The organism is Actinoplanes couchii, from assembly GCF_016862075.1.
GTDB classification, from domain to species: Bacteria; Actinomycetota; Actinomycetes; order Mycobacteriales; family Micromonosporaceae; genus Actinoplanes; species Actinoplanes couchii.
In genome coordinates, this window is record NZ_BOMG01000094.1 from 135379 (window position 1) to 162083 (window position 26705).

26 protein-coding genes are annotated in these 26705 nt (G+C 71.0%); 9 read left to right on the plus strand and 17 right to left on the minus strand.

Annotation, left to right across the window (positions count from 1 at the left end; genetic code table 11):
* Positions 1-187 precede the first annotated feature (187 nt).
* The 3 genes from Aco03nite_RS37550 to Aco03nite_RS37560 all read right to left on the minus strand — a co-directional run bounded on the left by Aco03nite_RS37550 (position 188) and on the right by Aco03nite_RS37560 (position 4544).
* Positions 188-2455, minus strand: a complete 2268-nt coding sequence (locus Aco03nite_RS37550; RefSeq protein WP_203804936.1) for a putative bifunctional diguanylate cyclase/phosphodiesterase — start codon at positions 2453-2455, stop codon at positions 188-190.
* 32 nt (positions 2456-2487) lie between these two features.
* Positions 2488-3636, minus strand: a complete 1149-nt coding sequence (locus tag Aco03nite_RS37555; RefSeq protein WP_344317373.1) for an MFS transporter — start codon at positions 3634-3636, stop codon at positions 2488-2490.
* Between the two features lie 68 nt (positions 3637-3704).
* Positions 3705-4544 (minus strand): TetR/AcrR family transcriptional regulator, encoded by an 840-nt coding sequence (locus Aco03nite_RS37560; protein ID WP_203804938.1) that lies wholly within the window; start codon positions 4542-4544, stop codon positions 3705-3707.
* Positions 4545-4675: 131 nt separating this feature from the next.
* Between Aco03nite_RS37560 and Aco03nite_RS37565 the strand changes: the two genes are divergently transcribed.
* Positions 4676-5203 carry a BON domain-containing protein gene (locus Aco03nite_RS37565; protein WP_203804939.1) on the plus strand — a complete coding sequence of 176 codons (528 nt, stop codon included), beginning with the start codon at positions 4676-4678 and terminating at the stop codon, positions 5201-5203.
* Between the two features lie 22 nt (positions 5204-5225).
* Here Aco03nite_RS37565 and Aco03nite_RS37570 read toward each other — a convergent pair whose 3' ends face one another.
* From Aco03nite_RS37570 to Aco03nite_RS37580, 3 genes are all read right to left on the minus strand, one after another.
* Positions 5226-6830 (minus strand): sensor histidine kinase, encoded by a 1605-nt coding sequence (locus tag Aco03nite_RS37570; protein WP_203804941.1) that lies wholly within the window; start codon positions 6828-6830, stop codon positions 5226-5228.
* 104 nt (positions 6831-6934) lie between these two features.
* Positions 6935-9538 (minus strand): DUF7824 domain-containing protein, encoded by a 2604-nt coding sequence (locus tag Aco03nite_RS54305; RefSeq protein WP_203804943.1) that lies wholly within the window; start codon positions 9536-9538, stop codon positions 6935-6937.
* A 30-nt stretch (positions 9539-9568) separates the two neighbouring features.
* Positions 9569-10591, minus strand: coding sequence for an NYN domain-containing protein (locus tag Aco03nite_RS37580; RefSeq protein ID WP_203804946.1), 1023 nt, complete (start codon positions 10589-10591; stop codon positions 9569-9571).
* 126 nt (positions 10592-10717) lie between these two features.
* On the opposite strand from Aco03nite_RS37580, the gene Aco03nite_RS37585 reads away from it, so the two are divergent.
* Both Aco03nite_RS37585 and Aco03nite_RS37590 read left to right on the plus strand, forming a co-directional pair.
* Complete coding sequence (locus Aco03nite_RS37585) at positions 10718-11053, plus strand: ArsR/SmtB family transcription factor (protein WP_203804949.1); 336 nt, start codon at positions 10718-10720, stop codon at positions 11051-11053.
* A gap of 154 nt (positions 11054-11207) precedes the next feature.
* Positions 11208-12284, plus strand: a complete 1077-nt coding sequence (locus tag Aco03nite_RS37590) for a spore photoproduct lyase family protein (RefSeq protein ID WP_239145760.1) — start codon at positions 11208-11210, stop codon at positions 12282-12284.
* On the opposite strand, the gene Aco03nite_RS37595 is transcribed toward Aco03nite_RS37590, so the two are convergent.
* Entirely contained in the window at positions 12272-13237 is a 966-nt protein-coding gene (locus Aco03nite_RS37595; protein ID WP_203804952.1) for a hypothetical protein, read from the minus strand. The genes Aco03nite_RS37590 and Aco03nite_RS37595 overlap by 13 nt on opposite strands.
* A gap of 63 nt (positions 13238-13300) precedes the next feature.
* Between Aco03nite_RS37595 and Aco03nite_RS55080 the strand changes: the two genes are divergently transcribed.
* Positions 13301-13363 carry a hypothetical protein gene (locus Aco03nite_RS55080; RefSeq protein ID WP_444978840.1) on the plus strand — a complete coding sequence of 21 codons (63 nt, stop codon included), beginning with the start codon at positions 13301-13303 and terminating at the stop codon, positions 13361-13363.
* On the opposite strand, the gene Aco03nite_RS37600 is transcribed toward Aco03nite_RS55080, so the two are convergent.
* The 4 genes from Aco03nite_RS37600 to Aco03nite_RS54310 all read right to left on the minus strand — a co-directional run bounded on the left by Aco03nite_RS37600 (position 13351) and on the right by Aco03nite_RS54310 (position 17455).
* Positions 13351-14571, minus strand: a complete 1221-nt coding sequence (locus tag Aco03nite_RS37600) for an amino acid adenylation domain-containing protein (protein WP_203804954.1) — start codon at positions 14569-14571, stop codon at positions 13351-13353. The two genes, Aco03nite_RS55080 and Aco03nite_RS37600, sit on opposite strands and share 13 nt — an antisense overlap.
* A 180-nt stretch (positions 14572-14751) precedes the next feature.
* Positions 14752-15075, minus strand: coding sequence for an STAS domain-containing protein (locus Aco03nite_RS37605; protein WP_203804956.1), 324 nt, complete (start codon positions 15073-15075; stop codon positions 14752-14754).
* 223 nt (positions 15076-15298) lie between these two features.
* Entirely contained in the window at positions 15299-16270 is a 972-nt protein-coding gene (locus tag Aco03nite_RS37610; RefSeq protein ID WP_203804958.1) for a pectate lyase family protein, read from the minus strand.
* Between the two features lie 141 nt (positions 16271-16411).
* On the minus strand, positions 16412-17455 hold the full coding sequence (locus Aco03nite_RS54310; RefSeq protein WP_203804960.1) for a hypothetical protein: 1044 nt from the start codon (positions 17453-17455) through the stop codon (positions 16412-16414).
* A 166-nt stretch (positions 17456-17621) separates the two neighbouring features.
* Between Aco03nite_RS54310 and Aco03nite_RS37620 the strand changes: the two genes are divergently transcribed.
* Complete coding sequence (locus Aco03nite_RS37620) at positions 17622-19412, plus strand: ABC transporter ATP-binding protein (protein ID WP_203805064.1); 1791 nt, start codon at positions 17622-17624, stop codon at positions 19410-19412.
* Positions 19413-19429: 17 nt separating this feature from the next.
* Here the strand turns inward: Aco03nite_RS37620 and Aco03nite_RS37625 are convergent, their stop codons facing one another.
* From Aco03nite_RS37625 to Aco03nite_RS37640, 4 genes are all read right to left on the minus strand, one after another.
* Positions 19430-19705: a DEAD/DEAH box helicase family protein gene (locus Aco03nite_RS37625; RefSeq protein WP_203804962.1), complete on the minus strand. Its 276-nt coding sequence runs from the start codon at positions 19703-19705 to the stop codon at positions 19430-19432.
* The gene (locus tag Aco03nite_RS37630) at positions 19702-20676 is read right to left on the minus strand and encodes a P-loop nucleotide/nucleoside kinase family protein (protein ID WP_203804965.1); all 975 of its coding nucleotides are present in this window, start codon (positions 20674-20676) and stop codon (positions 19702-19704) included. The genes Aco03nite_RS37625 and Aco03nite_RS37630 overlap by 4 nt, the downstream gene beginning before the upstream one ends.
* 193 nt (positions 20677-20869) lie before the next feature.
* Positions 20870-21511: a nucleotidyl transferase AbiEii/AbiGii toxin family protein gene (locus tag Aco03nite_RS37635; protein ID WP_203804968.1), complete on the minus strand. Its 642-nt coding sequence runs from the start codon at positions 21509-21511 to the stop codon at positions 20870-20872.
* On the minus strand, positions 21508-21852 hold the full coding sequence (locus Aco03nite_RS37640) for a hypothetical protein (protein WP_203804970.1): 345 nt from the start codon (positions 21850-21852) through the stop codon (positions 21508-21510). The genes Aco03nite_RS37635 and Aco03nite_RS37640 overlap by 4 nt, the downstream gene beginning before the upstream one ends.
* A gap of 104 nt (positions 21853-21956) precedes the next feature.
* Here Aco03nite_RS37640 and Aco03nite_RS37645 point away from each other — a divergent pair, with 104 nt between their 5' ends.
* The 3 genes from Aco03nite_RS37645 to Aco03nite_RS37655 are packed head-to-tail and all read left to right on the plus strand — an operon-like array spanning position 21957 to position 24869.
* Entirely contained in the window at positions 21957-23330 is a 1374-nt protein-coding gene (locus Aco03nite_RS37645) for a nucleotidyl transferase AbiEii/AbiGii toxin family protein (protein WP_203804973.1), read from the plus strand.
* A gap of 25 nt (positions 23331-23355) precedes the next feature.
* Positions 23356-23781 (plus strand): tetratricopeptide repeat protein, encoded by a 426-nt coding sequence (locus Aco03nite_RS37650; RefSeq protein WP_203804975.1) that lies wholly within the window; start codon positions 23356-23358, stop codon positions 23779-23781.
* Positions 23782-23789: 8 nt separating this feature from the next.
* The gene (locus Aco03nite_RS37655; protein WP_239145761.1) at positions 23790-24869 is read left to right on the plus strand and encodes a glycosyltransferase; all 1080 of its coding nucleotides are present in this window, start codon (positions 23790-23792) and stop codon (positions 24867-24869) included.
* Here the strand turns inward: Aco03nite_RS37655 and Aco03nite_RS37660 are convergent.
* Positions 24828-25721: an alpha/beta hydrolase family protein gene (locus Aco03nite_RS37660; protein WP_203804980.1), complete on the minus strand. Its 894-nt coding sequence runs from the start codon at positions 25719-25721 to the stop codon at positions 24828-24830. The two genes, Aco03nite_RS37655 and Aco03nite_RS37660, sit on opposite strands and share 42 nt — an antisense overlap.
* Entirely contained in the window at positions 25718-26221 is a 504-nt protein-coding gene (locus Aco03nite_RS37665) for a GNAT family N-acetyltransferase (protein WP_203804983.1), read from the minus strand. The genes Aco03nite_RS37660 and Aco03nite_RS37665 overlap by 4 nt, the downstream gene beginning before the upstream one ends.
* 65 nt (positions 26222-26286) lie before the next feature.
* Between Aco03nite_RS37665 and Aco03nite_RS37670 the strand changes: the two genes are divergently transcribed.
* Positions 26287-26697: an SRPBCC family protein gene (locus Aco03nite_RS37670; protein WP_203804987.1), complete on the plus strand. Its 411-nt coding sequence runs from the start codon at positions 26287-26289 to the stop codon at positions 26695-26697.
* The last annotated feature ends 8 nt before the right edge of the window (positions 26698-26705 follow it).

The following is a 26705-nucleotide window of genomic DNA, read 5'->3' on the forward strand; positions in this document are numbered from 1 at the left end:
GTCCGGGTCACGTGGTGGTTCGCCGTTGCCGCGTGAGGGCGGCGGCAGCGGCGAGGTAGGTGCGTTCCCGGCCGCGCATTTTGAAGCGGCATGGGCCCCAAAGCCCGCTCGAAACCGAATCTTCAGCCCTGCTGAGACCTGCCAATACACTGATTTCGGCAGGTCAACAGCTTGTCGCAGTGTCGAACTACAACTTCAGCGCGGTCGCCCCCAGGACCTGGACCGTCTGCTCCGGGGGTGTCGGGCGGTGGAAGTGGTAGCCCTGCCCGACCGTGCAGCCCATCTCGGCCAGCAAACGGGCCTGCTCGGCCGTCTCGATGCCCTCGGCCACCACGACCAGATCGAAGGCCAGGCCCAGTCGTACGATCGCCTCGGCGATCCGTTCGTCGCGTTCGTCGTCGTCGATGCCGCGGATGTACGACCGGTCGATCTTGAGAATGCTGACCGGTAGCTGCTGCAGATAGCTCAGCGCCGAGTACCCGGTGCCGAAGTCGTCGACCGCCAGCCTGATCCCCTTGTCGCGCAGCGCCCCCAGCCGGGCGATGGTCAGCTCGTCCGGTTCCAGCACCACCGACTCGGTGATCTCCAGGATCAGTCGGGTCGCCGGGAACCCGGTCTCGGCCAGGATCCCGGTGACCACGTCCACCAGGTCGGCCTGTTTCACCTGCTGCGGCGAGAGGTTGACGCTGAGCGTGATCCGGTCCGCCCCGGCCACCCCCTGCTGCCAGGCGGCGACCTGCCGGCAGCCCTCCCGCAGCACCCATTCGCCGAGTGGCACCACCGCGCCGGTCTCCTCGGCCAGAGCGATGAAGGCGCCCGGCATGAGCAGGCCCTCCTCCGGATGCTGCCAGCGGACCAGGGCCTCCACCCCGCGGATCTCCCCGGTCTGCAGCCCGACGGCCGGCTGGTAGTGCAGCACCAGCTCACCGTCGGTGATGGCCTGCCGTAGCCGGGCGTCGCGGGTGCCGGCGTCCAGCTCCGGGGTGTACAGCTGGTAGCGGGACCGGCCGGAGCGTTTCGCGGTGTACATCGCCAGGTCGGCCTGCCGGACCAGCTGATCACCGTCGACCTTGCTGTCCGCGTCGTGGATGGCCACCCCGATGCTGGCCTCCACCGACAGCACCAGGTCACCGAGGATCACCGGGGTGCGCAGGGCTTCGGCCAGGCGCTGGGTGACCCGTTCGACGGCGGCCACGTCGGGCAGGTCGCGCAGGATCACGGCGAACTCGTCGCCGCCGAGACGCCCGGCGGTGTCCCCGGAGCGGATCCCGGCCCGGAGCGCCACCGCCGCGGCCTGCAGGACCGTGTCGCCGGCCTCGTGGCCGTACGTGTCGTTGATGGGTTTGAACCGGTCCAGGTCGATGAGCAGCACCGCGGAGCAGCGCCCGGCGCGGGCCGGCTGGGCCACCAGGGCGGCCACCCGCTCGGTGATCCGGGTGCGGTTGGCCAGCCCGGTGAGCGGGTCGGTGACGGCCAGGTCCTGGTTCTCCCGCAGCACGTACATCTGCCGGGCGATCACCAGCCCGGTCAGCAGGATGGCCCCGAGGATCATCCCGCCGAGCGGGTAGATGCCCTGTTCCCGGGCCATGTAGCCGAGCACCCCGTAGGCCAGGGCGATGGTGCCGTACGGCAGCCAGTTGACCGTGGCCCGCCGTTTCGCCGGGTCCGGTGGATGGTAGGTCTGCTGGTACGTCCGGTGCGCGGCCAGCACCAGCAGGAACCCGCCGCAGAACCAGAACAGGTCCGGCCAGGCCCCGCCCCGGTAACCGGTCTTGAGTTGCAGATATCCGTAGGCGATGTCGGCGACCACGAACATCGTCACCGCCACCACCAGCATGGTCAGGGCGTGGTCGGCGATCCCGGACCGGCGCAGCAGCAGCATCGCCAGGGCCAGGATCAGCAGCAGGTCACCGACCGGCAGCGCGGTGGAGAACAGGGTCCGGGAGAGCGGGGCGCCTTCCTTGACCACCAGCGGCCCGAGCAGCAGGTACCAGAGCACGATGAACGCGCCGGACACCACGATCAGCGCGTCCAGGGTCAGCTTGATCCGGTCGATGCGGGAGCGCCGGTCGGACGGCATCAGCATCAGGCCGGTGAACATGAACGGCACGAACGCGATGTACCAGTAGTCGGCCACCGCCGGGAACCGCGGCGTGCCCAGCACCGAGTCCTCGATGAACCAGGACGACTGGGCCACGAGCCGGCAGAAGAACGCCGCGGTGATGAACCCCCACGCGCGCCGGGTGTGATGGGTGGGACCGCCCCGGACCACGATCCGCAGTCCGAGGGCGGTGTACATCAGGGCGATCGGGATGTGCACGAGATTGGTCACGAACTGGCGCTGCTCGGTGTCACCCCAGGCACCCAGGTAGAACACGAGGAAGGCGGCGACGATCACTCCGGTGCCGCCGACCGCTGTGTCGGCGATCCTGTTCGCGACGCGGTTCTCGGCCATCGCCTTCCCATCGGCAGTCTCCCGCCCGGGGCTTAGGCCGTCTCGGGAACCTTCGCGACGCTGCGGAACCGGGGATGAACCAGGACGAACAGCGACACCGCGGCCATGATCACGGTCCCGGCGATCACCGGCAGGGTGTGTCCCAGGCTGTAGAGCGTGGTCCCGGCGGTGGGCGCCAGCACGAACGTCAGCGCCGCCGTGGCCCCGGAGAGCCCGGCCATCCCGCCCTGCTCCTCCCGGCTGACCAGCAGCGACGGCCCGGCGGTGAACCCGGGCATCGCGGTGCCCAGGCCCAGCCCGATCAGGCCGATCGACACCACCAGCAGCCCCAGCCCGGCATCCGGGATCAGCAGCCCGAACCCGGCGAGCGCGACCACGCCGCCGACCCGCAGCAGGGTCGCCGGGCTCCACCCGCTGCGCGGCACGATCACCGCCTGGGCGAGCACCATGCCGACACCCGCGGCCAGCAGCGCGCCGCCGGTGTAGAGGCCGGTCTGCTCGGCGCTCAGGCCGAGCCGGTCCTGGACCAGGAACCCGGTGATCACCTGGATGAAACCGAGCGCGGTGAACATGCCGAACCCGGCGAGCAGGAACGGCCACACCCGGGTGTCGAACGGGCTGATCCTGGCCGGCTTCTCGATCAGCTCGTGCCGGGACTCGCGGCGCAGTCGCAGCCCGATCAGCGCCAGCCCGGCGGCCAGCAGCACCGGGACGGTGACCAGCGGGACGAGCATGCCGAACGCGGACAGCACCCCGCCGACCACCGAACCCGCGATCATCGCGATGCCCTGCGCGGCGCCGACCCCGGCCATGCCCTTGACCCGGGTCTCCTCGTCCTCGGTGACGTCGGCGATGTAGGCCTGCGCGGTCGGCACCACCGCCGCGATCGCCGTGCCGAACCCGAGGCCACGCAGCAGCACGAACAGCACGAACAGGGTGGTGTCGGTGATCACCCCGGCCATGCCCAGGGCGGACAGCCCGGCGAACAGCGCCATCGTCACGGTGCCCAGCGCGAACGCGGCGACCAGGACCGGCTTGCGGCCCAGCGACTGGGAACGGCGGCCCCAGGACTGGCTGGTCAGCACCACCATGATCGCGGCGACGCTGATCGTCACGCCGATCTGCCACTCGGCCAGGCCCACCTCACGGGCCAGCGGGGCGATGATCGGATTCAGTGTCATCTGGCCCAGATAGACCAGGAACACCGCGCCGAGCAGCAGGGATATCTGTGGCTTCACGTCAACTTCTTTCATTCGCCGGTACGAGGGGAGCCAGCCGTCGTCTGTGGGTCTTTCCCAGGCCCCGGTTTCCGGGCGTCTTTTCTGGGCGCCGGTTCGCCGGCGTCCTTCCGGGGCGCGAGTTCGCTGGCTATGCCGGCCAGCACCACCCGTAACTTGCCGTGGAACCAGTCGATCGGGTCGGCCCGGATCGCGCGCAGCATCTCGGCCCGGATCGCGGCCTCCGGAGTGCCGTCCACCGGCGCGGCCCACTGCGTCTCGACGTGATCGCGCATGGTCTTCCTGCCGTCCTCGACCACCGCCGGGTCGCCGACGGTGAGGTCTTCGACTCCGCGGCGGTGGTCGACGGCGAGGTCTTCGACTCCGCGGCGGAGGTCGACGCCGAGGTCTTCCACTCCGCGGCGGTGGTCGACCGCCAGGTCGAAGACCAGGTCGACGGCGAGGACCGCATCGGCCGGCCGGAACCCGTGGCCGATCAGCATCGCGCCGAGCTTGTCCGACAGCAGCAGCACCGAGTGCGGCACCACCCCCCGGGTCATCTCGGCGGCGGCGCCGGGATGACCGGCGTAGGCGTGCCACGCCGCGAGCGCCCAGGTCTCCATCACCTCCCGCCACGGACCCTCCAGCCCCGGCCAGGTGACCCGGTTGACGGCCAGGTCGAGGCCGAGCCGGACCAGCTCGTCGCGGTTGGCGGCGTGCCGGTAGAGGGTGGCCTGGCCGATCCGCAGGTGCGCGGCGACGGCGGTGAAGGTGAGGTCCCGGAATCCGACGGCGAGCACCGCGGCGGCGATCGCCGTGGTGTCCACCCGGGCCGGGCGGCCCGGCCCGCGATGCCCGCTGCGACTGTTCACGGTGGCACCGTACTCGATAATGAGAGTGCACTATCAAAATTAGGAAGCTGTGATGCGCTTGTCACACAACCGGGGTGGGATCGCTACGCCGCCGGACCAGACTTCGCCGTCGTGACCGACGGGAGTATCAAGTGAGCATCGTGTGGCCCCAGCCCTACGACGACGCCTGGCCGGACCGGCGGCCCCGGCCCGCCAGCGGCCCGGACATCCGGCTCACCGTCGACGTGATCGAGCGGATCCTCGGCGACCCGCGCCTGGAGAGCGAACTCATCCTGGTCGAGGTGCAGAACGGGGTGGCCAACCTGATCGGCACGGTCGGCTCGCTGGCCGCCCGGGTCACCGCCGCCGACATCGCCCGCGGCACCCCGGGCGTCACCGACATCTGCAACCGGCTCGAACTGGCCCGGGCCGCCGACGTCACCACCATGGACCGCCCGGACGCGTTCGACGAACTGATCGCGCACTGGGACGAGCCACGCCGCCCGGTCGCGACACCCCGGCGCGCGCAACTGCTGAAGGGCGCCGCCGTCCTGGTCGGCACGGTCGCCCTGCTGCTCGGCGTGGTGCTCTACCCCCAGCTGGGCGGTGCCGGGGCCCTGCTGATCGCGGTGCCGTGGCTGGCCGTCGCCACGGCACTCGCCGTCCAGTCAGCCCTCTGAGGCCACGGCACCCGCCGTCCGGTCAGCCCTTTGAGGCCACGTCCGAATCCGGCCCGGTCGCCGCCGCCACCGGCTGCGCCTCCGGTTCCGGCTCGGGCTGCGCCGGGAGGGTGAACCAGATCGAGGTGCCCTCCTCGACGTCCAGGTCCAGCCAGATCCGCCCGCCGTGGTACTCGACGATCTTCTTGACGATGGCCAGCCCGATGCCGGTGCCCTCGTACGCGTCCCGCGGATGCAACCGCTGGAAGATCACGAACACCTTGTCGGCGAACTCCCGCTCGATCCCGATGCCGTTGTCCCGGACGTTGACCCGCCACTCGCCGCCGACCCGGTCCGCGCTCACCCGCACCACCGGCGGCACATCCGGCCGGCGGAACTTCAGCGAGTTGCCGATCAGGTTCACGAACAGCGTGGTGAGCAGCGGTTCCTCACCCTCCACCACAGGCATGTCAGCCCAGTTGATCTCGGCGTCCGCACCGGCCCGGGCCTCCAGTTGGGACCGCGCCTCGGGCATCACCTTCGCCAGGTCGACACTCTTGAACCCGGTGGTGATCCGGCCGATCCGGGAGAACGCCAGCAGGTCGTTGATCAGCCGTTGCATGCGCTGGGCGCCGTCCACGGCGAACCCGATGTACTGGTCGGCACGCTCGTCCATCTGTCCGGCGTACCGCCGCTGGAGAAGTTGACAGAAACTGGCCACCTTGCGCAGCGGCTCCTGCAGGTCGTGCGACGCCACGTAGGCGAACTGCTCCAGATCCCGGTTGGACCGGGTCAGCTCCTCGGCCTTGGCCTGCAGCTCCTGGTTGACCGACTCGACCTCGGCCCGCGCCTGCCGCACCACGGCCAGCTCGGCGGCGATCTGCCGGCGCATCCCGTCCACGTCGGCGGCCAGCTCCCGCAGCTCCGGCGACCCGGAACTGGTGATCACCCGCTCGTAGTCACCGCGGGCCACCTTGCGGACCTGAACCGCCAGATCGGTGACCGGCCGGTTCACCAGGCGGTCCAGCAGCAGCATCAGCAGCGCCCCGGCCAGGACCACCACCACCGCCGCGCTGACCTGCAACGCCACCAGCAGGGTGGACGTCTGCCGGGCGGTCACCACGGCGGCGTTGCGCAGCGCCAGGATGTCGGACTGCAACTCGTTCACCGCCGTCCGCAGCGCGTCGAACTGGGTGGTGCCGACGCTCACCGACGCCGGGCGCCCGGCCTGGACGGACTCGATCACCGGCTCGGCCACGGTGCGCCGCCAGTCCGCCGCCCGCTCCCGGACCAGCCGCAGGTCCGCGCGGATCTCGGCGTTGCCGTTCGAGTCGTTCAGCGTCTCGATCTGGGTCAGCAGCTCCTGCTCGGTCTGCTCACCGGCCCGGTAGGGCTGCAGGTTCTCCGCCTTGCGACTGAGCGCGTACCCCCGGATGCCGGTCTCCTGGTCCAGGTAGGCCGCGTACAGATCCTGGCCGGCCAGCCGCATCGGGCCGGTCTTCTCCAGGATCACGTCCAGGTTCTCGTTGCTGTCCACCGCGGTCACCACGGCAAGGACACCGATGCCGGATAGCAGGATCCCGGCGACGGTGAACAACACCGCCACCCGGCGGCGCAGCGACCACGAACTCAGCCGGGCCCGGCTCATCGACTCTCCTCGCGTGGTGCCTGTGACAGAACCCCGTCCGCCCACCGGAGAACGGGGAGCGGACGGGACACCGAAGTATGGCGTACCCGTGGGAGCGACGCGACTCAGCCCACCAGCACCGCCGACAACCGGCGTGCCTCCTTGACCAGCCGCGACGAACCGGTCCGCGCCGCCACGTCGGACAGCCCCGGCACCTCGGCGCGGGGGCCCGCCCGGCCGGCCACCAGCGTTGCCAGCTCCAGCAGGTCGGGCAACCCGCGCGGAGCCAGGACCAGCAGTTTCGGCAGGGCCGCGGCCAGCACCTGCCACACCGCGGCCGACCCGCCGGCGTGGTGCGCGTCGGTCAGCCCGGTCAGCACCCGGCTCGGCTTCAGCATGCCCACCTCGCACAGCTCGGCGATCTCGGTGCCGACCCCGGACAGATCCTCACCCTGAGCGGCCAGGACCAGGAACGCGTCCACGGCGGCCAGCCGGTCCGCCTCGTCCCGGGCGCCCAGCACGTAGGCCACCGCGAGCCGGACGGCCGGACCGGCCGGGCCGTCACACTCGACGATCGCCGGCAGGGACCGGCCGGCACCGCGCTGGTCCATGTCCGCGCTGGAGGCCAGGGTCGGCAGCGCCCAGGCGGCGAGCACCTCCCGGTGGTGGGGCAGGGCCGCGATCGCGATGTCGGGGGTGAACTCGTCGGAGTACCACTGGATGTCGGGGCCCCGGTCGAGGGTGAGGATCCGGTCCGCCAGCGGTGACCGGTCCCCAGCCGGTTCCAGATCGACCACGAAGCGGCGATGGCTCTGGTTCATGCTCATGTAGGCGCGCTGGTGGGCCGGGTTCCGCTGGACCCGCCGGGAGCTGACCGGGTCGGGCAGGCCACCGTCCTTGAGCCAGGCGGCGAACCGCTGCCCGGCAGCCGAGGTCAGCTCCGCGGCCCGGACCGTCACGTCGGCGTCGACCGTGCGCGGCACCCGCAGCAGTGCCTGCTCGAAGTCGACCGGCCACGGCTCCCGGCCGGTGGTCTCCAGCCGGATCAGGCGGTCCAGCAGCACCGCGGCATCCAGACTGCCGTCGACCCGGGTGGGGGTGGCCAGCAGCTCGGCGACCTGCTCGGTGTTGATCCGGTCGGTGATCTCCTGCAGCCGCCGGATGAGGAGCCCGGTGAGGGGATGCGGCTCCTTGATGGTGTGTGCCTGGATGATGTAGGCGGCCGGGGCCAGCTTCCGCCTGATCGCGTTACCGAGGTGACCGGGGCGCCGGAAATTGCCGTACGAGGTCACCGTCGACAGCTCGTAGTCGTACCGCTCCAGGATCGGCTGCAACGTTGCGGCCATTCCGTCGGCGGGCAGCGCCACCAGCGCGGCGATGATCCGCTCCCAGCCCACCACCGTCTCGGTGTGCAGCAGCGCGGTGATCTCGGCGGCCAGCTCGGCGGCGCCGGTGATCGGCGGCGGCATCGCGGCCGGCGGCGCGGGCAGGGCCGGCACCCCGGTCTCGACCTGCTCGGGCTCCGGCGCGGCCGTGCCGAACAGCTCGGCCGCCCGGGCCGGCAGGTCGCCGGTGAGCACCACGGACGCGCCGGCGAGGCGGGCCACGGTCGCCGGGTCGAGCCGGCCGATCCACCGGCCGACCAGGGTCAGCGCCCGTTCCTGCACGTCCAGCGCCGGGTGCCCGAACGCCACGGCCACCGTCTCCAGCACCTCACCGGCCCGGTCCGGCTGCCGGCGGGCGACCTTCTCCAACCAGGACAGCTGTGTCTTGACCAGGCCTTTCTCCGTACGCAGCAGAGTGGTCCCGCTGGTTTCCAGCAGGGTCTCGAACTCCAGGCGCCCGGCCTCGTCGACCGACCGCAGCGCCCGCTGGGCCATCCCGGCGATCGGCGACGGCGCCCTGGCCAGCAACCCGGCGTAGTCCCCGGCGGCACCGGCCAGCTCGTCCACCGTGGGCGCCAGGGCGTCGTGCAGCTCGGTGAACGGCCGCAGCCAGGCCGGGCGGTCGCCGCGGATCAGCCGGTCCCGGGTGGCGGCCAGGATCGTCGCCCGATCGAGGCGACCCTCGGCGACCAGCTGAACGACGGCCGGGGCGAACACTGACGTCGACGCCCAGCCGCTGCCGGTCCAGTGCCCGCCGGTCAGCTCCCCGCCCATGCCGTCGATCTCGAACACCGCGGGCAGCAGCAGGTCCAGGTAGGGGCTGGCCTTGAGCTTGTCGGCGAACGGCGTCCACTCCGTGTAGTTCGTGTACACCGCGTTCAGCCAGCCGCGGACGAACCCCTCGGTCCGCGGGGCCAGCTGCACCTGGTCGCCGATCAGCTCGGCGAGGAACTGCCACTGGGCGGCCCCGACGTCGCGCACCGGCAGTTTCGCCGCCAGCCGCACCCCCAGATCGGGCAGCCACGTCAGCTCGCGGGCGTCGGTGATCCGCTGCCAGAACCGGCGCGGCACGCTGTGCCAGCGCTCCTGCATGTCCCGGCGGCTCAGCGGGGCGGCGGCGCGGGCGGCGGACGGCATGCACGCGATCACGGCCAGGGCGTAACCGGCGGCCGGGTCGTCACCGTCGCCCCACCAGGCCTCGCCCCGGGTGCGCTTGATGCCGGCCTCGACCTCCGGCGCGAACGCCAGGCGCTCCTGCTCGGTCATCGCCAGGAGGCCGTCGGTGATGCGTGCACACGCCGAACGCCGTGCCAGCTGGTCCAGTTCCGCCCACGTCAAACTCATGGCGGAGAACCTAGGGCGGGGGTACGACAATTATTCCGCCGGGGCACTCACCAGGTAATCGTCGGCCGCCTCGTCCCACCGCAGATCGACCGTCCCGGACGCCGCCGCGGCCTTGCAGAACTGCAGGAAGCTGCGGTACCCGAGCTTCTTCTCGCTGAACCCGGGTGCCGCTTTGCGCAGCAGGTTCTTCAGCCCGGACAGTGCCGTCGGCCCCTGTTGGACGGTCGCGGCGAGCAGCTCGAACGCGGTCTCCCGGTCGCCGCGCTCCGGCAGGGTGACCTCCGGATCGCCCTTGGCCGAACGCTCGGCCAGCTCGATCACCGATTTCCCGGCCAGGTGGCGCAGCAGCTCTCCGAAGGCCCGGAACCCGTAGTCGGCCTCGTTGAACGTCGGGTCCTTGCGCAGCAGGGTGCGCTTGAGTATCGACGCGGTGACCGCCCCGCCGGAACTCTGCTGCAGACCGGCCACCGACTGGGCGACCAGGGTGGCGAGCGAGTCCAGATCACGTGTCGTGGTCACCGGTTCCGGCTCGGGCTCCGGCACCGGCGCCGGGGTCTCCGGCTTGGCCCGTTTGACCTCCACCCCTTCCAGCCGGTCGTAGAAGAGGAACTCGTCGCAGGCCGGTGGCAGCAGCGCCGAGGTGGTCCGCTCGACGCCGACGCCGATCACCCGCTTGTTGAGTTCACGCAGCTTGTGGACCAGCGGGGTGAAGTCGCTGTCGCCGGTGCAGAACACGAAGGTGGTGACGAACTCCCGCTCGAACGCGAGCACCAGCGCGTCCACGGCCATCTTGATGTCGGCGGCGTTCTTGCGCGACGCCCCCATCTTCTGCGGGATGTCGATCAGCTCGACGTGCGACCGGGTGAGCATGCGCCGGTCCTCGTCGAAGTAGGACCAGTCCGCGTACGCCCGGCGGACCACCACCCGCCCGCGCTCGGCCAGCGCGTCGGTGACCGGCCGCAGGTCGAACCGCATGCCGCCGAGATGGTCGCGCGCTCCGATCGCCAGGTTCTCATAGTCCAGAAACAGAGCGATACGTTCTTCTTGATCCACATGACCACCGTACGCCGTGCTTGACCGGTAGGTTTTCTCCTACCTATTCATCGGTCATGGCTGTCACGAAGATCGATCTGCTGTTGCTACCGGTGAGCGACCCGGACGGCAACCGGCTGGTGCTGTGTGGGTGACGTCGACGTCTTCGCGGCGCTCGCCAACCCGGCCCGGCGTGAGGTGCTGCGGCTGCTGCGCGACGACGGGCCGCACGCGGTCGCGCAGCTCGCCGCGCACTTCGACATGCGCCGGCCCAGCCTGTCCGAACACCTGAAACTGCTGAAGGACGCCGGCCTGGTCACCGAGCAGCGCTCCGGCCGGCGGCGCCTCTACTCGCTGCGCGCCGAACCGCTGCGCGAACTCACCGACTGGCTGGCGCCGTACGAACGTTTCTGGAACGACCGTCTCGCCGGCCTGGCCACCCTTCCGGACGAGGACGATGACGATGACGATGACGATGACTGAGCCCACCACGATCGAGACCGACTGCTTCCTGCCGCACCCCGCCGCCCCGGCTGGCGTACCCACGTCATGCGGGCACTGCGGGCCGAACCGTCCGCGCCGGAGGGACCGCGATCGTGAGTTGGTACACCGGGCTCACCAGGGGTAACCGTCGGGAATGACTGATTCTGATCGACCGCGTGTCTGGGTTCCCCGGCGGGTGGTGGCGACCCCGCCGTCGTACGACCATCCGCACGGCCGCCGGATCATGGCGCGGATCGAGGCGCTCGGGATCGAGGTGGAGCGGCTGCGGTCCGCCCGGTTGACCGGGGTGCGCGGGGACAGCGATCGGGAGACGTATGCCCGGGCCAAGAACACCATGGCCATCGTGGTCAGCCCACCGTCCCGGCGGCGGCTGCAGCCGATCGCGCCGAGCGCCGACTGGCGGTTCGACCTGGCCGAAGGGTGCCCGGCGCACTGCCAGTACTGCTATCTGGCCGGCTCGCTGTCCGGGCCACCGGTCACCCGGGTGTACGCCGACCTCGACGACATCCTCGACGGGCTGACCGAATATGCCGGTCAGGGCACGGTCACCAGCCGCCGGGCGGCCCGGCGGGACGAGGGCACCACGTTCGAGGCCTCCTGCTACACCGATCCGCTGGCCCTGGAACACCTGACCGGCAGCTGGCGGCGGGCGGTGCAGCACTTCGGTGCGTGGGACGCGCCGGTCCAGTTGCGCTGGACCACCAAGTTCGACGACGTGGACACCTTCGTCGGCCTGGACCACCACCGCCGGACCAGGGTGCGGTTCAGCGTCAACTGCCTGCCGGTGACGACCCGTTTCGAGGGCGGCACCAGCCGCCTGGAGGCCCGGCTGGCCGCACTGCGGAGGCTGGCGCTGGACGGTTATCCGGTGGGTTTGACGATCGCCCCGATCATGCCGGTGGACGACTGGCGGTCGGCGTACACCAACCTGCTCACCGCCGTGGCGGCAGCGGTGCACGGGGTGCCCGCCCTGGACCTGACCGCCGAGCTGATCACGCACCGCTTCACCCCGGGCAGCAAGGACGTGCTGCTCAGCTGGTACCCCCGAACCCACCTGGAGATGAACGAGCAGACCCGAACCCCGAAACACGGCAAATTCGGAGCCCTGAAGTACGTCTACCCGGCCCCGTTGATGGCCGACCTGCGAACCTGGTTCGCCTCCGAGATCCCCCGCCACCTCCCCACGTGCCGCATCCTCTACTGGACCTGACGCGGCCCGAACGGATCCCAGTGGGACGCGTAACGCAGCAACGAGCGCGCCAGATCGGAGTGGGCAGCCGCCCACCTGCTGTCGAAGACGAACCACTGGTCGAATCCGAAGAAGTCGTCGATGTAGCGGGCGACCTGGACGATGTGCTCGTCGACGTGGGTCAGCGACCTGGCGTCCTGCTCCGTGCCCGGCCCGGTGTCGCCGATGGTGGGACGGTATCCGGGCAGCCGGGCGTAGCGGCGCATCGCCGGTCCGGGGTCGTCCTCACCGGTCGCGGTCAGCGCCCGGAGCAGCCGAACATCGTGCGGCAGACCGTCGACCAGAGCAGCATCGATGTTCCGGAGCCCGGCACCGATCCGGGCCAGGCCGAGCCCGGTGATCTCGACAGCACCGACAAGGCCCAGGTTCCGGTCCATGTCAGGCGATGCCCAGGCCAGCCGAACCGAGAACACCGATTCCGTACCGTCCGACCCGAGCCGGAGGGTACGAACGGGCACGTCGTTGTCGAAGACCGTGCCCTCGGGCGCGGCATCGGTGGGTAGTGGCCAGGTGTCGTGCAGCAGGTACGTGAGCCGTTCGGGCGCGGCGGCCGCAGCCGTGTCGTCGATGAAGTAGTACGCCAGATCCACCTCGTCGTCGTCGGTCCGCACCCGGAGCGCGTGTTCACCGAGCCGGATGTAGTCCTCCGGGTCGTCGGCCTCCACATATAGGTGCTGGTGGAGCAGCGCCCGCAACTCGCCGATCGACCGGGGCGCGGGCAGGTTCAGCTTCCGGGCCTCGTCGAAGATCGAGTCGAGCCCGTAGACGTCGCCCCCGAGTTCGTTCTCGATCCATACATCGGGCTCGTCACGCCCCCAGCCCCGGCGGAACCACTCCAGCACGCCGGCATCAGGAACTTCGACAACCCTTTTGCCGTACGGGGAATCCTCACGCCATCGGCAGACGAACCGCATGAGCTGATCTTAGGCGCGCCCCGGTGGACTGCTGAGGAGGGGCGTAGCGATCTCGTGCTCGACGTGGACGTCTTCGAGGACGGGGACGGCTACCGCTACCGGGTTCACCTGGTCTATGTGCCCTGAGCCGTCAGCGTGATCATGTGGTGCATCACCGGGACGGGGATGGCGGGGTTCCGGGCTGCCTCTCTCGCGCTGTCCGGGTCGAGCAGCAGCTTCACCAGGGTGTCCGTCGGCAGTGACGGGTTCAGCCGGGCCGGGCGGCGGACACTGTGGTCGGGGTCGGCGGCGAGTCTTCGTAGCGACTCCGGGGTGAGGCGGTGATCGGCGGCGGCCGCTGCCCGGGTCACCGGGTCCGGGTCGTGGGCGAACTGGTCGGCGAGTTCGGCCGTGGCCGCCGGGTCGATGAGGGCGAGAGCCCGCAGCCGGGGGTTGGGGTCCGACGCCAGGTGCAGCAGGCCGGTGCGGGGGAAACGCGGATGACTTCGCGGCCGGCCGGGGAAGGACAAGCTGCCCTCCCACCAGCCGGCCACTTCCAGGAGCATCTCCGGCGGGGCGTCGTCGCACGATTCGGCCAGGAACAGCCGGACCGTGTCGTCCGGGTCGCCGGCCAGGAGTGCCGCGACGTCGGCGGGCAGCCGGGGCGCCCTCGCCACGCTCCGCCGGATCAACAACTTCGGTGAGGACGCCAGCCGGCGCATGGCGTCGGCGTCGTCGTGCAGTGCGCCGATCCACCAGAGCGCGTAGGTGCGGTGGTTCGCGGGGATGTCCGGCACGTCGGCGGCCATCGCCGCGATCTCCGCCGGGGTCCGTGGTGGGGTGGCGTCCGGGTGTGGGGCGGAGGCGACACCCCGGCGGACCCGGGGGCGTCGTCGGTCGGCCTCCGCGTCCTCCGCGAGTTCGGCGAAGAGGGCGCGCAACCGGGGTTCCGGAGTGGCGGCGATGAGACGCTCGCACTGGGCGGGGGAGAGGCGGCCGGATTCCGCGGCCGTGGCCCGCACCTCGCGGAGTTCATGGACGACCGCGGCGTCGATGACCTCGGCGGGCAGATCCTCGCGCCAGAGGAAGGCGGCCTCGCCCGCGTCCAGCAGCGCGACCAGCACATCGACCGGTGCCCCACGGTTGAACCCGAGCCCGGAAAGCCAGGCGCGGCCGATCGCTGTGCCGTCGAATTCGAGCCCGGTAAGCCCGGCGGGGCTGATCGCCTCGACCGGTGTCCCGTCGTTGAATCCGGGGCCGGGAAGCCGAGCGTGTCCGGTCACCCCGGTCAGCCCGTCCCACGCCCGGTCGAATTCGCCCTCGGAAGGGAAGCCCTTGCCACTGATCCCGGTCACCGGGCACAGGTTAGGCCACCGCCGGAAACGCGAAAGCCGGCGGAAATCGCGAGGGTGGGTGAGGGAAGACGGAGAAAGGCGGAACGGCGAGGGCGGTCGGCGAAGGAGTGAGGCGGGGCGGCGAGGTAGGGGCGGCGAGGTAGGTGCGGCGAGGTGGGTGCGGCGGTGCGGCGGAAAGCGTCAGGCGATGTGCCGCAGGCGCTGGACGGGGAAGCCGGCCGCGGTGAGGCGGTGGGCCAGGTCGGCTGAGGTGTTGTCCACGTAGACCGCCACCTGGCGGTCGTCGCCGACGCCGCATGCCGCGGCCAGGGCGCCCAGGTTGAGAGGATCCAGTTCGTGGACGTCGGCCAGGTCCAGGATCAGGCACATCGGGCGGGTGTGCAGGATGGCCTGGACCAGGGTGCGGCGGAGGTGGATCGCGTCCTCGGCGTCGAGGTCGCCGTCCGGGTGGATGACAAGGGTGCCGTCGGAGCTGCTGCTGACGTCGACCGTGCTAGCGCTCATGGTGAACGCCTCCCGTTAACCGGACCGACTCGGGTCCGTAAACGGTAAGGCCTTGCGGACTTCGCCGTCGAGAGGGGCCCGGGAAATTCCACCGCTCACAGCTGATTCATAGACTTACAGATCGGCCCGCACACGACAGCGGCCCGCACACGACAGCGGCCCGCACACGACAACGGTGCCCACCCGGGAACGGGTGGGCACCGCCGTACCGCCGGAAAGGCTTTTAGATCTTGCCGGTGCCCGCACCGGCCGTCACGGTGGCCTTGACCGTGTTGTTGGCCTCCGGGGTGTAGGAGTAGGGGATCGCCGCGACGCTGGCGCCGTTGCGGACCTGCTCGGTGCCCGAGTTGACCTTGTAGTTGTTGAGGACCTTGATGTTGCCGGAGTCGGAATCACCCGTCTGGGTGACCGTCGGGTTGGCGACGTTCTCGAAGTAGTTGCGCTCGACGTAGACGCCGGCATTCTCGGTCGAGGCCACCCCGTACGAACCGATGTTGCTGTAGTAGTTGTTCAGCACGTGCACCGGGTTCGCGAAGCGCACCCGCGGGTGACGCTGGCCGGTGCCCTCGAACCAGTTGTGCACGTAGGTGACGCGCAGCTTCCCGGTGTCCTGGGAGGCGTTGTCGTCGCTGTGGCCGAGCAGCATCGACTTGTCGTGGTTGTGCAGACGGTTCCACGACACGGTGATGTAGTCCGAGCCGCGCTTGATGTCGATCAGCCCGTCGTACCCGTTGGACAGGTCGTTGTGGTCGATCCAGATGTTGGTCGACCCCTCCTGGACGTTGATCGAGTCGTCGTTGGCGTTGCGGAACACCAGGTTGCGGATGATCACGTTCCGGACGCTGTTGAGGTTGAGGCCGCCGCCGGTGATGCCGGAGCCGGAGCCGACCCCGATGACCGTCTTGTTGGAGGCCACGTTGTACATGCCGGAGATCGAGATCAGGCCGGACACCCGGACCGTCTGCGACGTGCTGGAGCTGAGCGCCGACTTCAGGGCCGCCGCGGTCGTCACGGTGACCGCGGTGGACGCCGAGCCGCCGGTGGTCCCGCCGTTGAGGCTGGCGAAACCGACCGGGCTGTTCTCGTAGGCCAGCGCCGGGGACGGCGTGGCGACGGCCAGTCCGCCCGCGGCGAGCACACCCGCGGACAGAGCGGCCAGGACGGTACGCCGACGGGGACGGAACATGTCGGACATGGGGATTCCCTTCCGTTGGGGGACGGATGTTGGGGCCGTGGTGAAGCGCCTTGGGGATACCCTGCGGGTAAGCGCTTTCCCCGGCCGACGTTAAGCGCTGCAATCGACATCTGTCAATGACGGTTCGATGTCACGTGTGTTTCACCGGGCGTCCACTCCGGCCCGCTGGTTCATCGACGACCGCAGCCGGTGCCGCACGGTCAGGCTCGGCGTGAACGACCGCTCCCGGATCCGCCGGTTCGCGATCCGGGACCAGAACCTCTCCGGGCACGTGCCGCGTACGCTGCGGAAATCGGCGAACGGCACCGGCGTCAACTCCAGCGACAGCCACGAGTCCTCGGCCAGCACCCGGTGCCACTCGGCCAGCGGCAGCCGCAGATGGCGCTCCGGCCGCCCGTCCGGCAGGACCGTCAGGACCTTGGCGTAGTTCGCCGCCCGCTCCCACACCACCACCGGCCGGTCCCGGTGGTTGCCGTCCTCGTCGATGATCGCCGCGTTCCACACCTCACCCGGTTCCGGCGGCCAGCTCGCCAGCCCCGGTGGCTGCGGCTCGGACGGCGGCCCGACCCGCAGCCACCGCCGCAGCCGCCATCCGCCGGTCAGCACCGCGACCAGCCCGGCCGCCGCGAGCACCACGATCAGCAGTCGCGTCGCGAGTTCCGCCAGGTCGCCGCCCCGAGCCGGGAAGAGCGCGGCCCCGCCTGCGACGACCAGCAGGATCACCCCGTCCCGGATCAGCAGCATCGGCCAATACCCGGTGTCCAGCACCCGCCAGCAGGCCAGATAGCCCGCCGTCACGATCACCGACACCAACCAGGCCCGGACCAGCGACGCCGTCCCGCCGGTCGCCACCTCGGCGCCCACCACCAGCGTCACCAGCAGCGCTGCCCGCCCCGCGACCAGCCGGTGCGACGACTTCCACCACGCCGGGCACACCCATCGCGTCGCCGCGAACGCCACCAACGGGGCCAGTGCGGCCGCCACGAAGTCCAGCGCCGTCAGCCGACGATCAAGATCGACGAGCAACATCACCGGCGCCGGTACGATCAACGAGGCCGCCGCCACCACCACCGGCGCCGCCCACCCCGCCGACGGGTAACCACGTCTCCGGCGCCAGTGGAACCGGTTGCCCGGACCAGGCGTGACCAGCGCACCCAGCAGAACCGGGACCAGGATCACAAGCATCCGCGAATGGTGCCGCCGTCGATGGGTCCGCTATCGGACAGCGGGTACGCCGACATCGACCTCGTGCTCCGGTAACCGTTGAACAGTGACCGCCAACCAACAGGTCCTGCCCGAACTGCGCCCCAGCTGGTGGGAGACCGGCGTCCGGGCCCGCGCCGACGCCGGCATGCTCGGCGTCTTCACCGAACTCCCCGGCCTGATCACCAGAGCCGTCCGGGTGGCGTGGCGCGCCGACCGGATGCGCACCCTGCTCGTCACCGTCTCCACGGTCGGTTCCGGCGCGATGGCCGCGTTCGGGCTGATCGCCACCCAGCGGGTCCTGGTCGAACTGTTCGCCGGCGGCCCCACCCCCGACCGGGTCCGCGCCGCCCTGCCCGCCCTGCTCTGGCTGGCCGGCGCCACCGCGATCCGCGGCGCCCTCGGCATGGCCGTCGGTTACGCCCTCAACGGCCTCACCCCGCGCGTCCACCTGCACGTGGAACGGGAACTGTTCGAACACACCACCGCCGTGGAACTGCGCGCCTTCGACGACGACGGGTTCGCCGAGGGCATGGAACGCGCCACCCGCGGCACCGAGGCCGCCATCGAACTCGTGCAGAACGCGATGAACCTGTTCGCCGGCGTGGTCAGCCTGCTCGCCGTCACCATCGCCGTGATCACCGTGCACCCGCTGCTGCTGATCGCCCTGATCGTGGCCACCGTCCCGACCGGGTACGCGGCGCTGCGGGCCGGGCACGTCCGGTTCCAGAGCTACCTGGCCAGCTCCACCCGGCGCCGGCGCCAGTGGGTGCTGCACCGGCTGATGGCCGAGCGCGATTCGGCTGCCGAACTCCGGACGTACGGCCTCCGCAATTTTCTCCTCGGTCTTTACGACCGGGTGATGGGTGCGCAGATCGCCGTCGAGTTGCGGGTCGCCCAGCAGGTCACCACGACCACCAGCGTCGGCGCGGTCGTCGGTGGAGTCGCCCTGACCGTCGTCTACGTGCTGCTCGGCGTGCTGCTGATCAACGGCCGGATCCCGCTCGCCGCCGCCGCGACCTGCGTCATCGCCGTGCAGGCCGCTCAGCGTGCGCTCGCCCTGGTCACGTTCCAGATCGACCGGGTGTACGCCAGTGGACAGTTCTTCAACGAGTACATCCGGTTCCTGGCCACCGCCGCCGGATACCTCCCGCCGCCGTACACCACCCGCCCGGTGCCGGCCGGCCTCGAGGAACTCTCCGTCACCGGCGTCACCCTGCAGTACCCGGAACGTGACCGGCCCGCCCTCGACGACGTCACCCTCACCATCCGGGCCGGGCAGACCATCGCCCTGGTCGGCGAGAACGGCTCCGGCAAGTCCACCCTGGCCGCCATCATCGCCGGCCTGCGCGAACCCACCTCCGGCACGATCACCTGGAACGACCGCGACTACCGGGCCTGGGACACCGCCGGGCTGCTGCGGCACATCGCGGTGGCGCTGCAGGACCACAACCGGTGGCCGTTCAGTGCCGCCACCAACATCGCGATGGGTGACGTCGACGCCGACGTGACCGCGGAGCGCATCGAGGCCGCCGCGTTGCTGGCCGCCGCGCACGAGATGATCGCCGAACTGCCGCACGGCTACGACACCCTTCTCGACCGTACGTTCAAGGAGGGTCAGGATCTGTCCGGCGGCCAGTGGCAGCGGATCACCGCGGCGCGGGCGTTCCTGCGCGACGCCCCACTGCTGATCATGGACGAGCCGTCGTCGGCCCTGGACCCGCGCGCCGAGGACGCCCTGTTCCGGGCGCTGCGCAGCCGTCAGGGCCGGCACACCACCATCCTGGTCACCCACCGCCTGGCCAACATCACCCACGCCGACCAGATCTTCGTCCTGGACCGCGGAGCCCTCACCGAATCCGGCACCCACCCGGCCCTGCTGGCCGCCGGCGGCCTCTACGCCCAGCTCTTCACCATGCAGGCGGCCGGCTACCAGTGACATCAGGCGCGGGCACCTCAGTGATCTCCGGTGCGGTGCTCCAGCCCGAAATGGGTGACGGCTGCGGTGGCTGCCTCGGCGGGGGACAGGTGGGTGTTGTCCAGGCGCAGGTAGTCGGGGCCGGGAACGAAGTGGCCGAACGGCGCGCTGCCACCGGGGAAGAAACGGAGCACCGGCTCGATGGCCATGTGGTTGTGGAACAGCCGCAGCCCGGTCCGCGCGGCGATCTCCGCCCCCACGGTCATCTTGCCGACGGCCGGTGGGCCGATGACGAACAGCATCGTCCCGGTCATCGTGGCGAACTCCATTCCAGAGTGGTGGCCGTGGCGGGGTCGGTGAACGCCAGCACACACGCGCCCAGCCGGACGAAACGCGGCCCGTCGAGATCGACCTCCCCGGCGACCAGCAGCAGCGGCTGCCCGCCGACGTCGAGAAGCACTTCGGCCAGCTGCCCCTGGTCGAGGACCGTGCCGACGTCGCTCAGCACGCCGGTGGGCAGTTCCGGCAGCGGGCGCTCGCGGATGCCCGGGTTCGAGCGGTACGGGTTCCCGGTGTCCGCGGACAGCAGCAGACCGGACAGATCCTCGTCCTGGTAGGTGCGGACCTCGATCGTGGTCCCGTCGCCGAAGGCCGCGATCAGCACCGCCAGCTGCAGACACGGCACGGCGGGATCCTCGAACCGGAACCCGTCCTCGGTCAGCGCCTCCTCCAGGCCGGTCCACGCGACGATCCGCCGTCCGCGCAGCGCGGTGAACTCGGCGGCCCGATCCCGCACCCACTCCGAGCCCGCCGCGACCACCTGCTCACCCTCGCCGACCGGGACGTCGAAACGGGCGTGGAAGGCGTCGAGGGCCTCGGCGGTCACCGGCAGCGCGTTCGCGTGGGTCTCGCGGTTACGGGCGGTGAGCCGGCGCAGCAGTTCGTCGCGGCCGACCGGGAAGTACAGCAGCCTGACCTCGGCGCCCGCCTGCTCCGCCAGGGCACGCCAGTCGTCGCGTTCCGAACGCCGCCACAGGCCGTAGTCGACCACCACGTCACGCCCGGCCGACAACAGCGCCACCGTCTCGGCGCGGACCTCGGCCACCACCGGGGCCTCGCGCTCGAAGTACGTGTGTTCCGGGTAGTCGACGCCGTAGCGGCCGTGCCGGGCGAACACGCGCTCGTCGACCGAGAGCCGGACCACCCCGGCGGGCTCCAGGACGCGGGTGGCGTAGGTGGTCTTGCCGGAGCCGGTCAGCCCGACGAGCAGATAGGCGATGGGCACGGTGGCACTTTAAGACACCGACACCCAGAGCCATTTGCCGGTACGCGGGACCAGCCTCCCGCCTGTGACCCGCCGGTGAGGTCACGCCTCCGGCCCGGCGGTCGCGGGGCGGCCGTGCCGGGCCGCCCGGCTCGCGTGACTCTCGCGAGCTGCCATGCACTGCGTCTGTCGGCTTTTTTGTCGTACCCGCGCGTTAGGTTCTAGGCCAGTCGGACAACCGGGAGCGGAGGGCGGAGATGGCGTCGCGGTCCAGTCCGTAGAGCGCGAAGCGCGCGTCGTCCAGGCGGTCCAGATAGCGGCCGGCGTCGGCGATGTCCTCGGGGTCGAGGGCGGGGTCGGCGGCGTGCGCGAGTTCCAGCACGCGGGAGAGGGGGTAACGGGCCAGTGCGGCGGCCACGTCGATGTAATCGCGGACCTCGCGGCGGTTGACCAGGGCGGCGACCTTCGTGGCGACCAGGTCGTCCAGGTGCATGACCGGGCCGACGTCCATCACCACCGGGGCGCGGTTGCGGTCCAGACGGCACAGCGTCAGGCGCAGGGCGCGGTGTTCGCCGGCGACCAGGAACTCCTGGATGTCCGCGTTCATGCCCTCGAAGAGTTCGTCGGCCTCCTCGGCCACCACCCGGTAACCGGCGGCCGTCAGGGCGGACGTCACCTCGCCCGCCGCGGCTGCCACCGCGCCGGCCGTGTCGGTGAACAGGTCGAGGTCCTCGGTGGGGCGGGCGACCAGGCCGTTGACCAGCCAGGCGACGCCGCCGCCGAGCACGAAGCCGTGCTTGTCGGCGACCTTGAGAGCGATCCGGGCGATGTCGCGGTAGAAGTCGTCGACGGTCACGCGGCGGCGGCCCGCGCCCGCAGCCGGGGGTGACGTGCCTCCCAGGCGGCGCGGACACCCCTGGGCAGGTTCAGCTCCGGCCACAGCCGGATCAGGACGGCGCCGTTGACGTAGGACCGCAGCTCGTCGATGCGGATGGCCTCACGGAGCACGTTCTCGTACATCCACAACAGCATGGTGTGCTGGCCCAGGTCGAAGGCCCGTTGCGGCTGCCACCAGAGGCGCAACGGCAGCTCGACGATGCCGGCGACGGGCCCGCACAGTTCGCCGAGCGTCCCCGCCACAACCACCGGCCGCTGCGGCCGGGCGAGGTGTGTGACCGGGGCGGTACTCACAGACATGCCGACAGCGTAAACCGACACACCGTACAGAAAACAAACACCTAGATTCCTAGGATGGTCCAGACGGTGTGTTCCAGGCCCTCGACGGGCCTACCTTGAGGGCTGTGCACGGGGAGTTCGAGATCCACCTGACCGTCCTCGGCGACGGCTTCGCGGACGGGCTGAAGTTCAGCGACATCGTCCTGGCCGGCGGCGATCATCCGAGGCAGCCGATGCTGTCCTATCGGGCGTGGGGTTCGCTCGACGACATCGTCGAAGCCGCCCACGACGAACGGACCAGGCTGCGGGACTGCGGACTCCGGCCGGTGCGGCTCAAGATCGAGGCACATCCGGACAACAGCGGTGTACCGGTGACCGACGCGGCTCCGGGCGGGCGATACTTCGAGCACCACGTCAAACTGCGGCTGCCGGACGCGGGGACGTCGCGGCTCGCCGCGCTGATCGGACCGTTCGGTGCGGGCCTCTCCCGCAACGCTCGCCGGCCGGACAGCAACGAGATGTTCGTGACCCAGCGCTGCTACCGGGCCGGCCTTGCGGAGGCCCGGGAGGAGCTGGCCCGGCTGGTCGAAGCGCTCACTGCCGAAGGCCACGAGATTCTCGAAGTCGAGATGCAGTACGTCGTCTGCGACACCGCCCCGGAATGGGACGGCGGCTGGATCACGGGCCCGGTCGCCCGGGTCGCCCCGGCCGGACCCGCCCCGGAGCCTTCCGGCAGGCCGGATCCGTGGCCGTGGAGTCTCGGGCGGTATGACAAACGCGACCTGTCCCGGCGGACAGCTCCGCTGGACGCCGTCCACGCACTACTGGGGCGGATCGCCGCGTCGCCGTGGGCGGATCGGCTCGTGCTGTGCGGCAGTGTCGCCCTGCGGGCCCAGCTCGGCGAGGCTACCCGGGTGCCGGCCGACATCGACCTGATCGCGGTGCCGTACCTGCCCGAGCTCTGGAACGCCGGCATGACGGAGCTGCGGGCCGGCCTGATCGGGCTCGCCGGCGATCCGGGGCTGGTGGAGGACCGGCATCTCTGGGAGTACCACGACGCTCCGGGGCTGCGGCTGGGCTACCGGTCGGGCGCCGACGATCCGCCGGTGATGGTCGACGTGGTTCTCGGTGAGGAGATGCTGATGCCTCCGGAGCCGCTGGAGGTCGTGCCGGGTGTGCGGATGCTCGCCGTGCCGCCGGCCCTGGCTCTCGCCGCCAAACTGCGCTGGCTGGGATCCGAGGAGAAGCCCAAGGCCAAGGATCTGTACGACGCGGTGCTGCTCGCCGAGCACACCACCGTCGACCCGGCCGTGGTCCGCGCACTGCTGCGCTGGAGCATCGGGCCCGCCGCCGACCGGTTCGGTCCGGAGACCGCCCGGGAGTGGACGGTCGACTGGGACGACCTGCGCCGCGCCTGTCCGTACATCACCGGTGACCTCGACAGCTGGCGTGAGCGGCTGGTCCTGGCCCTGCGGCGGCCCTTCCGGCCCGGCGGATGACCGGCCGGGTTTCTAGTATGGGTGGATGTTCGTCGATCCGGTGCTGGTTCGTATCAACGAGGGCATGGCTCTGCCGGGCCCGCAACGACGGGATCTTTTCGAGCGGATCCGGGCCGGCACCGACGATCCACTGCACGTGTGCGTGCTGGCCCACTCGATGGCCGACGTGCAGGACGACGTGCACGAGGAGCTGGTCTGGGACGAGCGGGCCCTCGCCGCGATCGGTTCGCTCACCGATGCGCGGCTCGCCGAGGCGGGGGTGCCGTTCACGGTGGCCGCGCTCTACCCGTCGCTGTACCTCAACCTGGCCGACTGCCACCGTAGGCTCGGTGATCCCGCGCGGGCCCGGGAGTACCTCGAACAGGCCCGGTCCCGGATGGGCGCGCTCGGTGACGACGACTACGGCAATCTGATCAGAAGCGGTCTCGAGGATCTGGAGCGGCAACTCTGATGCGTCTCATGTTCGTCTCGGTCCCGTTGCAGGGGCATCTACTGCCGTTGATCCCGTTCGCCGCCGCCTGCCGGGATGCCGGGCACGACGTGCTGCTGGCCGCCGGTGAGTTCCCGCCCGGCACGCTCGGGTTGCGGACCGCGGACGTCGGCGCCGGGTTCGATCTGCAGCGGGCGGCGCTGGCCACGACCGTACGAAATCTGCGTCTTTCTGTTGCCGAGATGCGGGGAACGGCTGGAACCGCCCTGGTCGGGGAGATCTTCGGCCGGGCCAACCGGGCGCTGCTCGAACCGCTGACGGCCCTGGCGCGGCGGGAGCGGCCGGACGTGATCGTCTACGAGCCGCTGAGCGAGGCCGGCGCGGTGGTGGCCGGGCGGCTGTCGATCCCGTCGGTGCTGCAGGAGAACACGCTGTGGCCGGCCGATCAGTTGTTCCGGTCGGTGACCGCCAGCCGGTCGTTCGCGGGCCTTGCGGCACCCGCTCCGGCGTTGACGATTTCGGTCATGCCGCCGAGTCTGCGGCCGGACGCGATCGCCGGTGCGGTGACCATGCGCCCGGTGCCGTCGTCCGGCGGCGGCGAGCTGCCCGGCTGGCTGAGCGCCCCCGGCGACCGTCCCCGTGTGCTGGTCAGCCGCAGCACCCTGTCCGGTCCCGCGCCCGGTGATCCGTCGGCCGCGGTGGTCGCCGCCGCGTCGTCGGTGGATGCCGAGTTCGTGCTGGTCAGAGGCAAGATCAAGGGCAAACTTCCGGCTAACGTACGTCCGGTCGGGCGCATCCCGATCGCCGAGGCGCTGCCGTTCGCGGCGGGGTTCGTGCACCACGCCGGAGCCGGCAGTGTGCTGGGCGGGCTGGCCGCCGGGGTGCCGCAGCTGGTGACGCCGGGCCCCGGCGACCGCACCCACAACGCCACGGTGCTGGCCGCGTCGGGCGCCGGCCTGTCGGTGCCCGCGAAGTCGATCACCGCGGACGTGCTGACCCGGCTGCTGACCGATGCCACGATCGCGGCCGCCGCCGGTGATCTGGCGGCCGAGATCGCCGCGATGCCGTCACCCGCCGACGTGGTGCCGTCCGTGGAGGCGCTGGTCTAGGAACTCGTAGGCCCGCTCGCGCATCGGCGGCGTGAACACGTGCCCGTCTTCGTAAAGCGCGAGTTCGGCCCGGCCTCCGAGCAGCTCTCGGGCGGCCTGGAAGACCTCTTCGGCGCCGCGGCTCCACTTGTCCCCGGTGCAGGCGGAGATCAGCAGCGCCGTCGTGCCGTACCCGGCGATGACGTCTTCCAGGTCGTGCCCGGTGGCGAAACCGGGCAGCACGAACTCGGCCTGCATCCCGGTGTCCCGTGAGTACGAGTGCCGGAACGGGATGCAGCCGGCGTGCGACACCGAGGCGGTGAACCGGGGGTCGAACGCGGGAGCCCACAGTGCCATCCGCCCGCCGTACGAGTGCCCGATGAACCCGATCCGCCCGGCGTCCACCTCCGGCCGGGACACCAGCAGGTCCACGCCCGCCGACACGTCCCGCAGGCACGTCGCGAGCAGGGTCTCGCCGCGGACCAGGCGGGTGGACAGTTCGAACCAGCTGACGTTGCCGTCGCCGCCGGGGCTCCAGTTGCGTTCCTCGAACCCGATCGCGTCCGGGGCGATCGTGACGAAGCCACGTTCGGCGAGTTCGTGGGCGTACGCCTGATCGGGGTTCCCGGCCAGCCCGACGACCTCGCTCTTGCCCAGGTCGAAGCGGGAGGCGTGCTGGTGGTGGCAGAACACCGCCGGGGCCGGGCCGGCCAGGTCGTGCGGGACGCAGACGTACGCGGTGATCCGCTCGTCCGGCCCGACCGCGTACCGGACCTTCTCCCGGGTGTAGCGGCCGCAGTCGACCCGTTCCAGGGTCTCCACGTCGAGGGCGGCCCCGGTGGGGACCGGCCCTAGGAAGTCCCGGAACGTCATGCGAAGTCCCGCTGGTAGCGCTGTTCCCGGCGGCCGCTGCGCGGGTGCGGACGCGATTCGCCGAGCGGCTGCCAGCCCAGCGACTCGTAGAGGGCGACCGCGCGCGGGTTGTCCAGATAGACCTCCAGCTCACCGCGGGTGAATCCCCGGGCGAGGCCCGGCAGCGCCGTCATCAGCCGGCGGCCGATCCCGGCGCTCCAGTGGTCCGGGCGCACCCCCACGTAGTGGACCTCGGCGGTCGCCGCGTCGGTGGCCAGCGGCGCCAGCGCGGCGAATCCGACGACCTGATCGTCCTTGATCGCCACGATCAGCAGGGACCGGGCCGAGCCGCCGAGCACCCGCTCGATCACCGGCCGGGCCTCGTCGAGTGGCGCGATCTCGGGGTCGCCGTCGCGGGTGGCGGTCGCCTCGGCCCAGATGGCGGCGGCCTCGGTCAGGTAGCGCCCGGGCTCGGACGCCTCGATGCGTACCCCGTCGGCGGGTTCCGTCTGTCGTGTCACGACGACATTCTCCCGATGGCCGTTTCCTGCAAGACCGCGGCCCGGCCGGTGGGTAGTTTTCCGGTATGGAGACCGCGACCACACCACACCGGCATCTGGCGGCCCGGATCGAGCGTTCGGTGAAGGACGTCTACGACTACGTCGCCGACCCGTTGAACCTGCCCGCGTGGGCGCCCGGCCTGGGCAGCACGATCGAGCTGATCGACGGCGAGTGGACGATGGATTCGACGCTGGGCCGGATCACCGTCCGGTTCGCGCCGCACAACGACTTCGGCATCCTCGACCACTGGGTGCGCCTGGAGTCCGGGCAGACCTTCTACAACCCGGTCCGGGTGATCGCCGACGGCGACGCGTGCGAGGTGGTGTTCGTGGTCCGCCGCGCCGACGGCACCACCGACGACGATTTCGAACGCGACGTGCGCGCGGTCTCCGCCGACCTGGCCGGCTTGAAGCGCCTGCTTGAGGCCCGCGGGTAGGTTGGCGG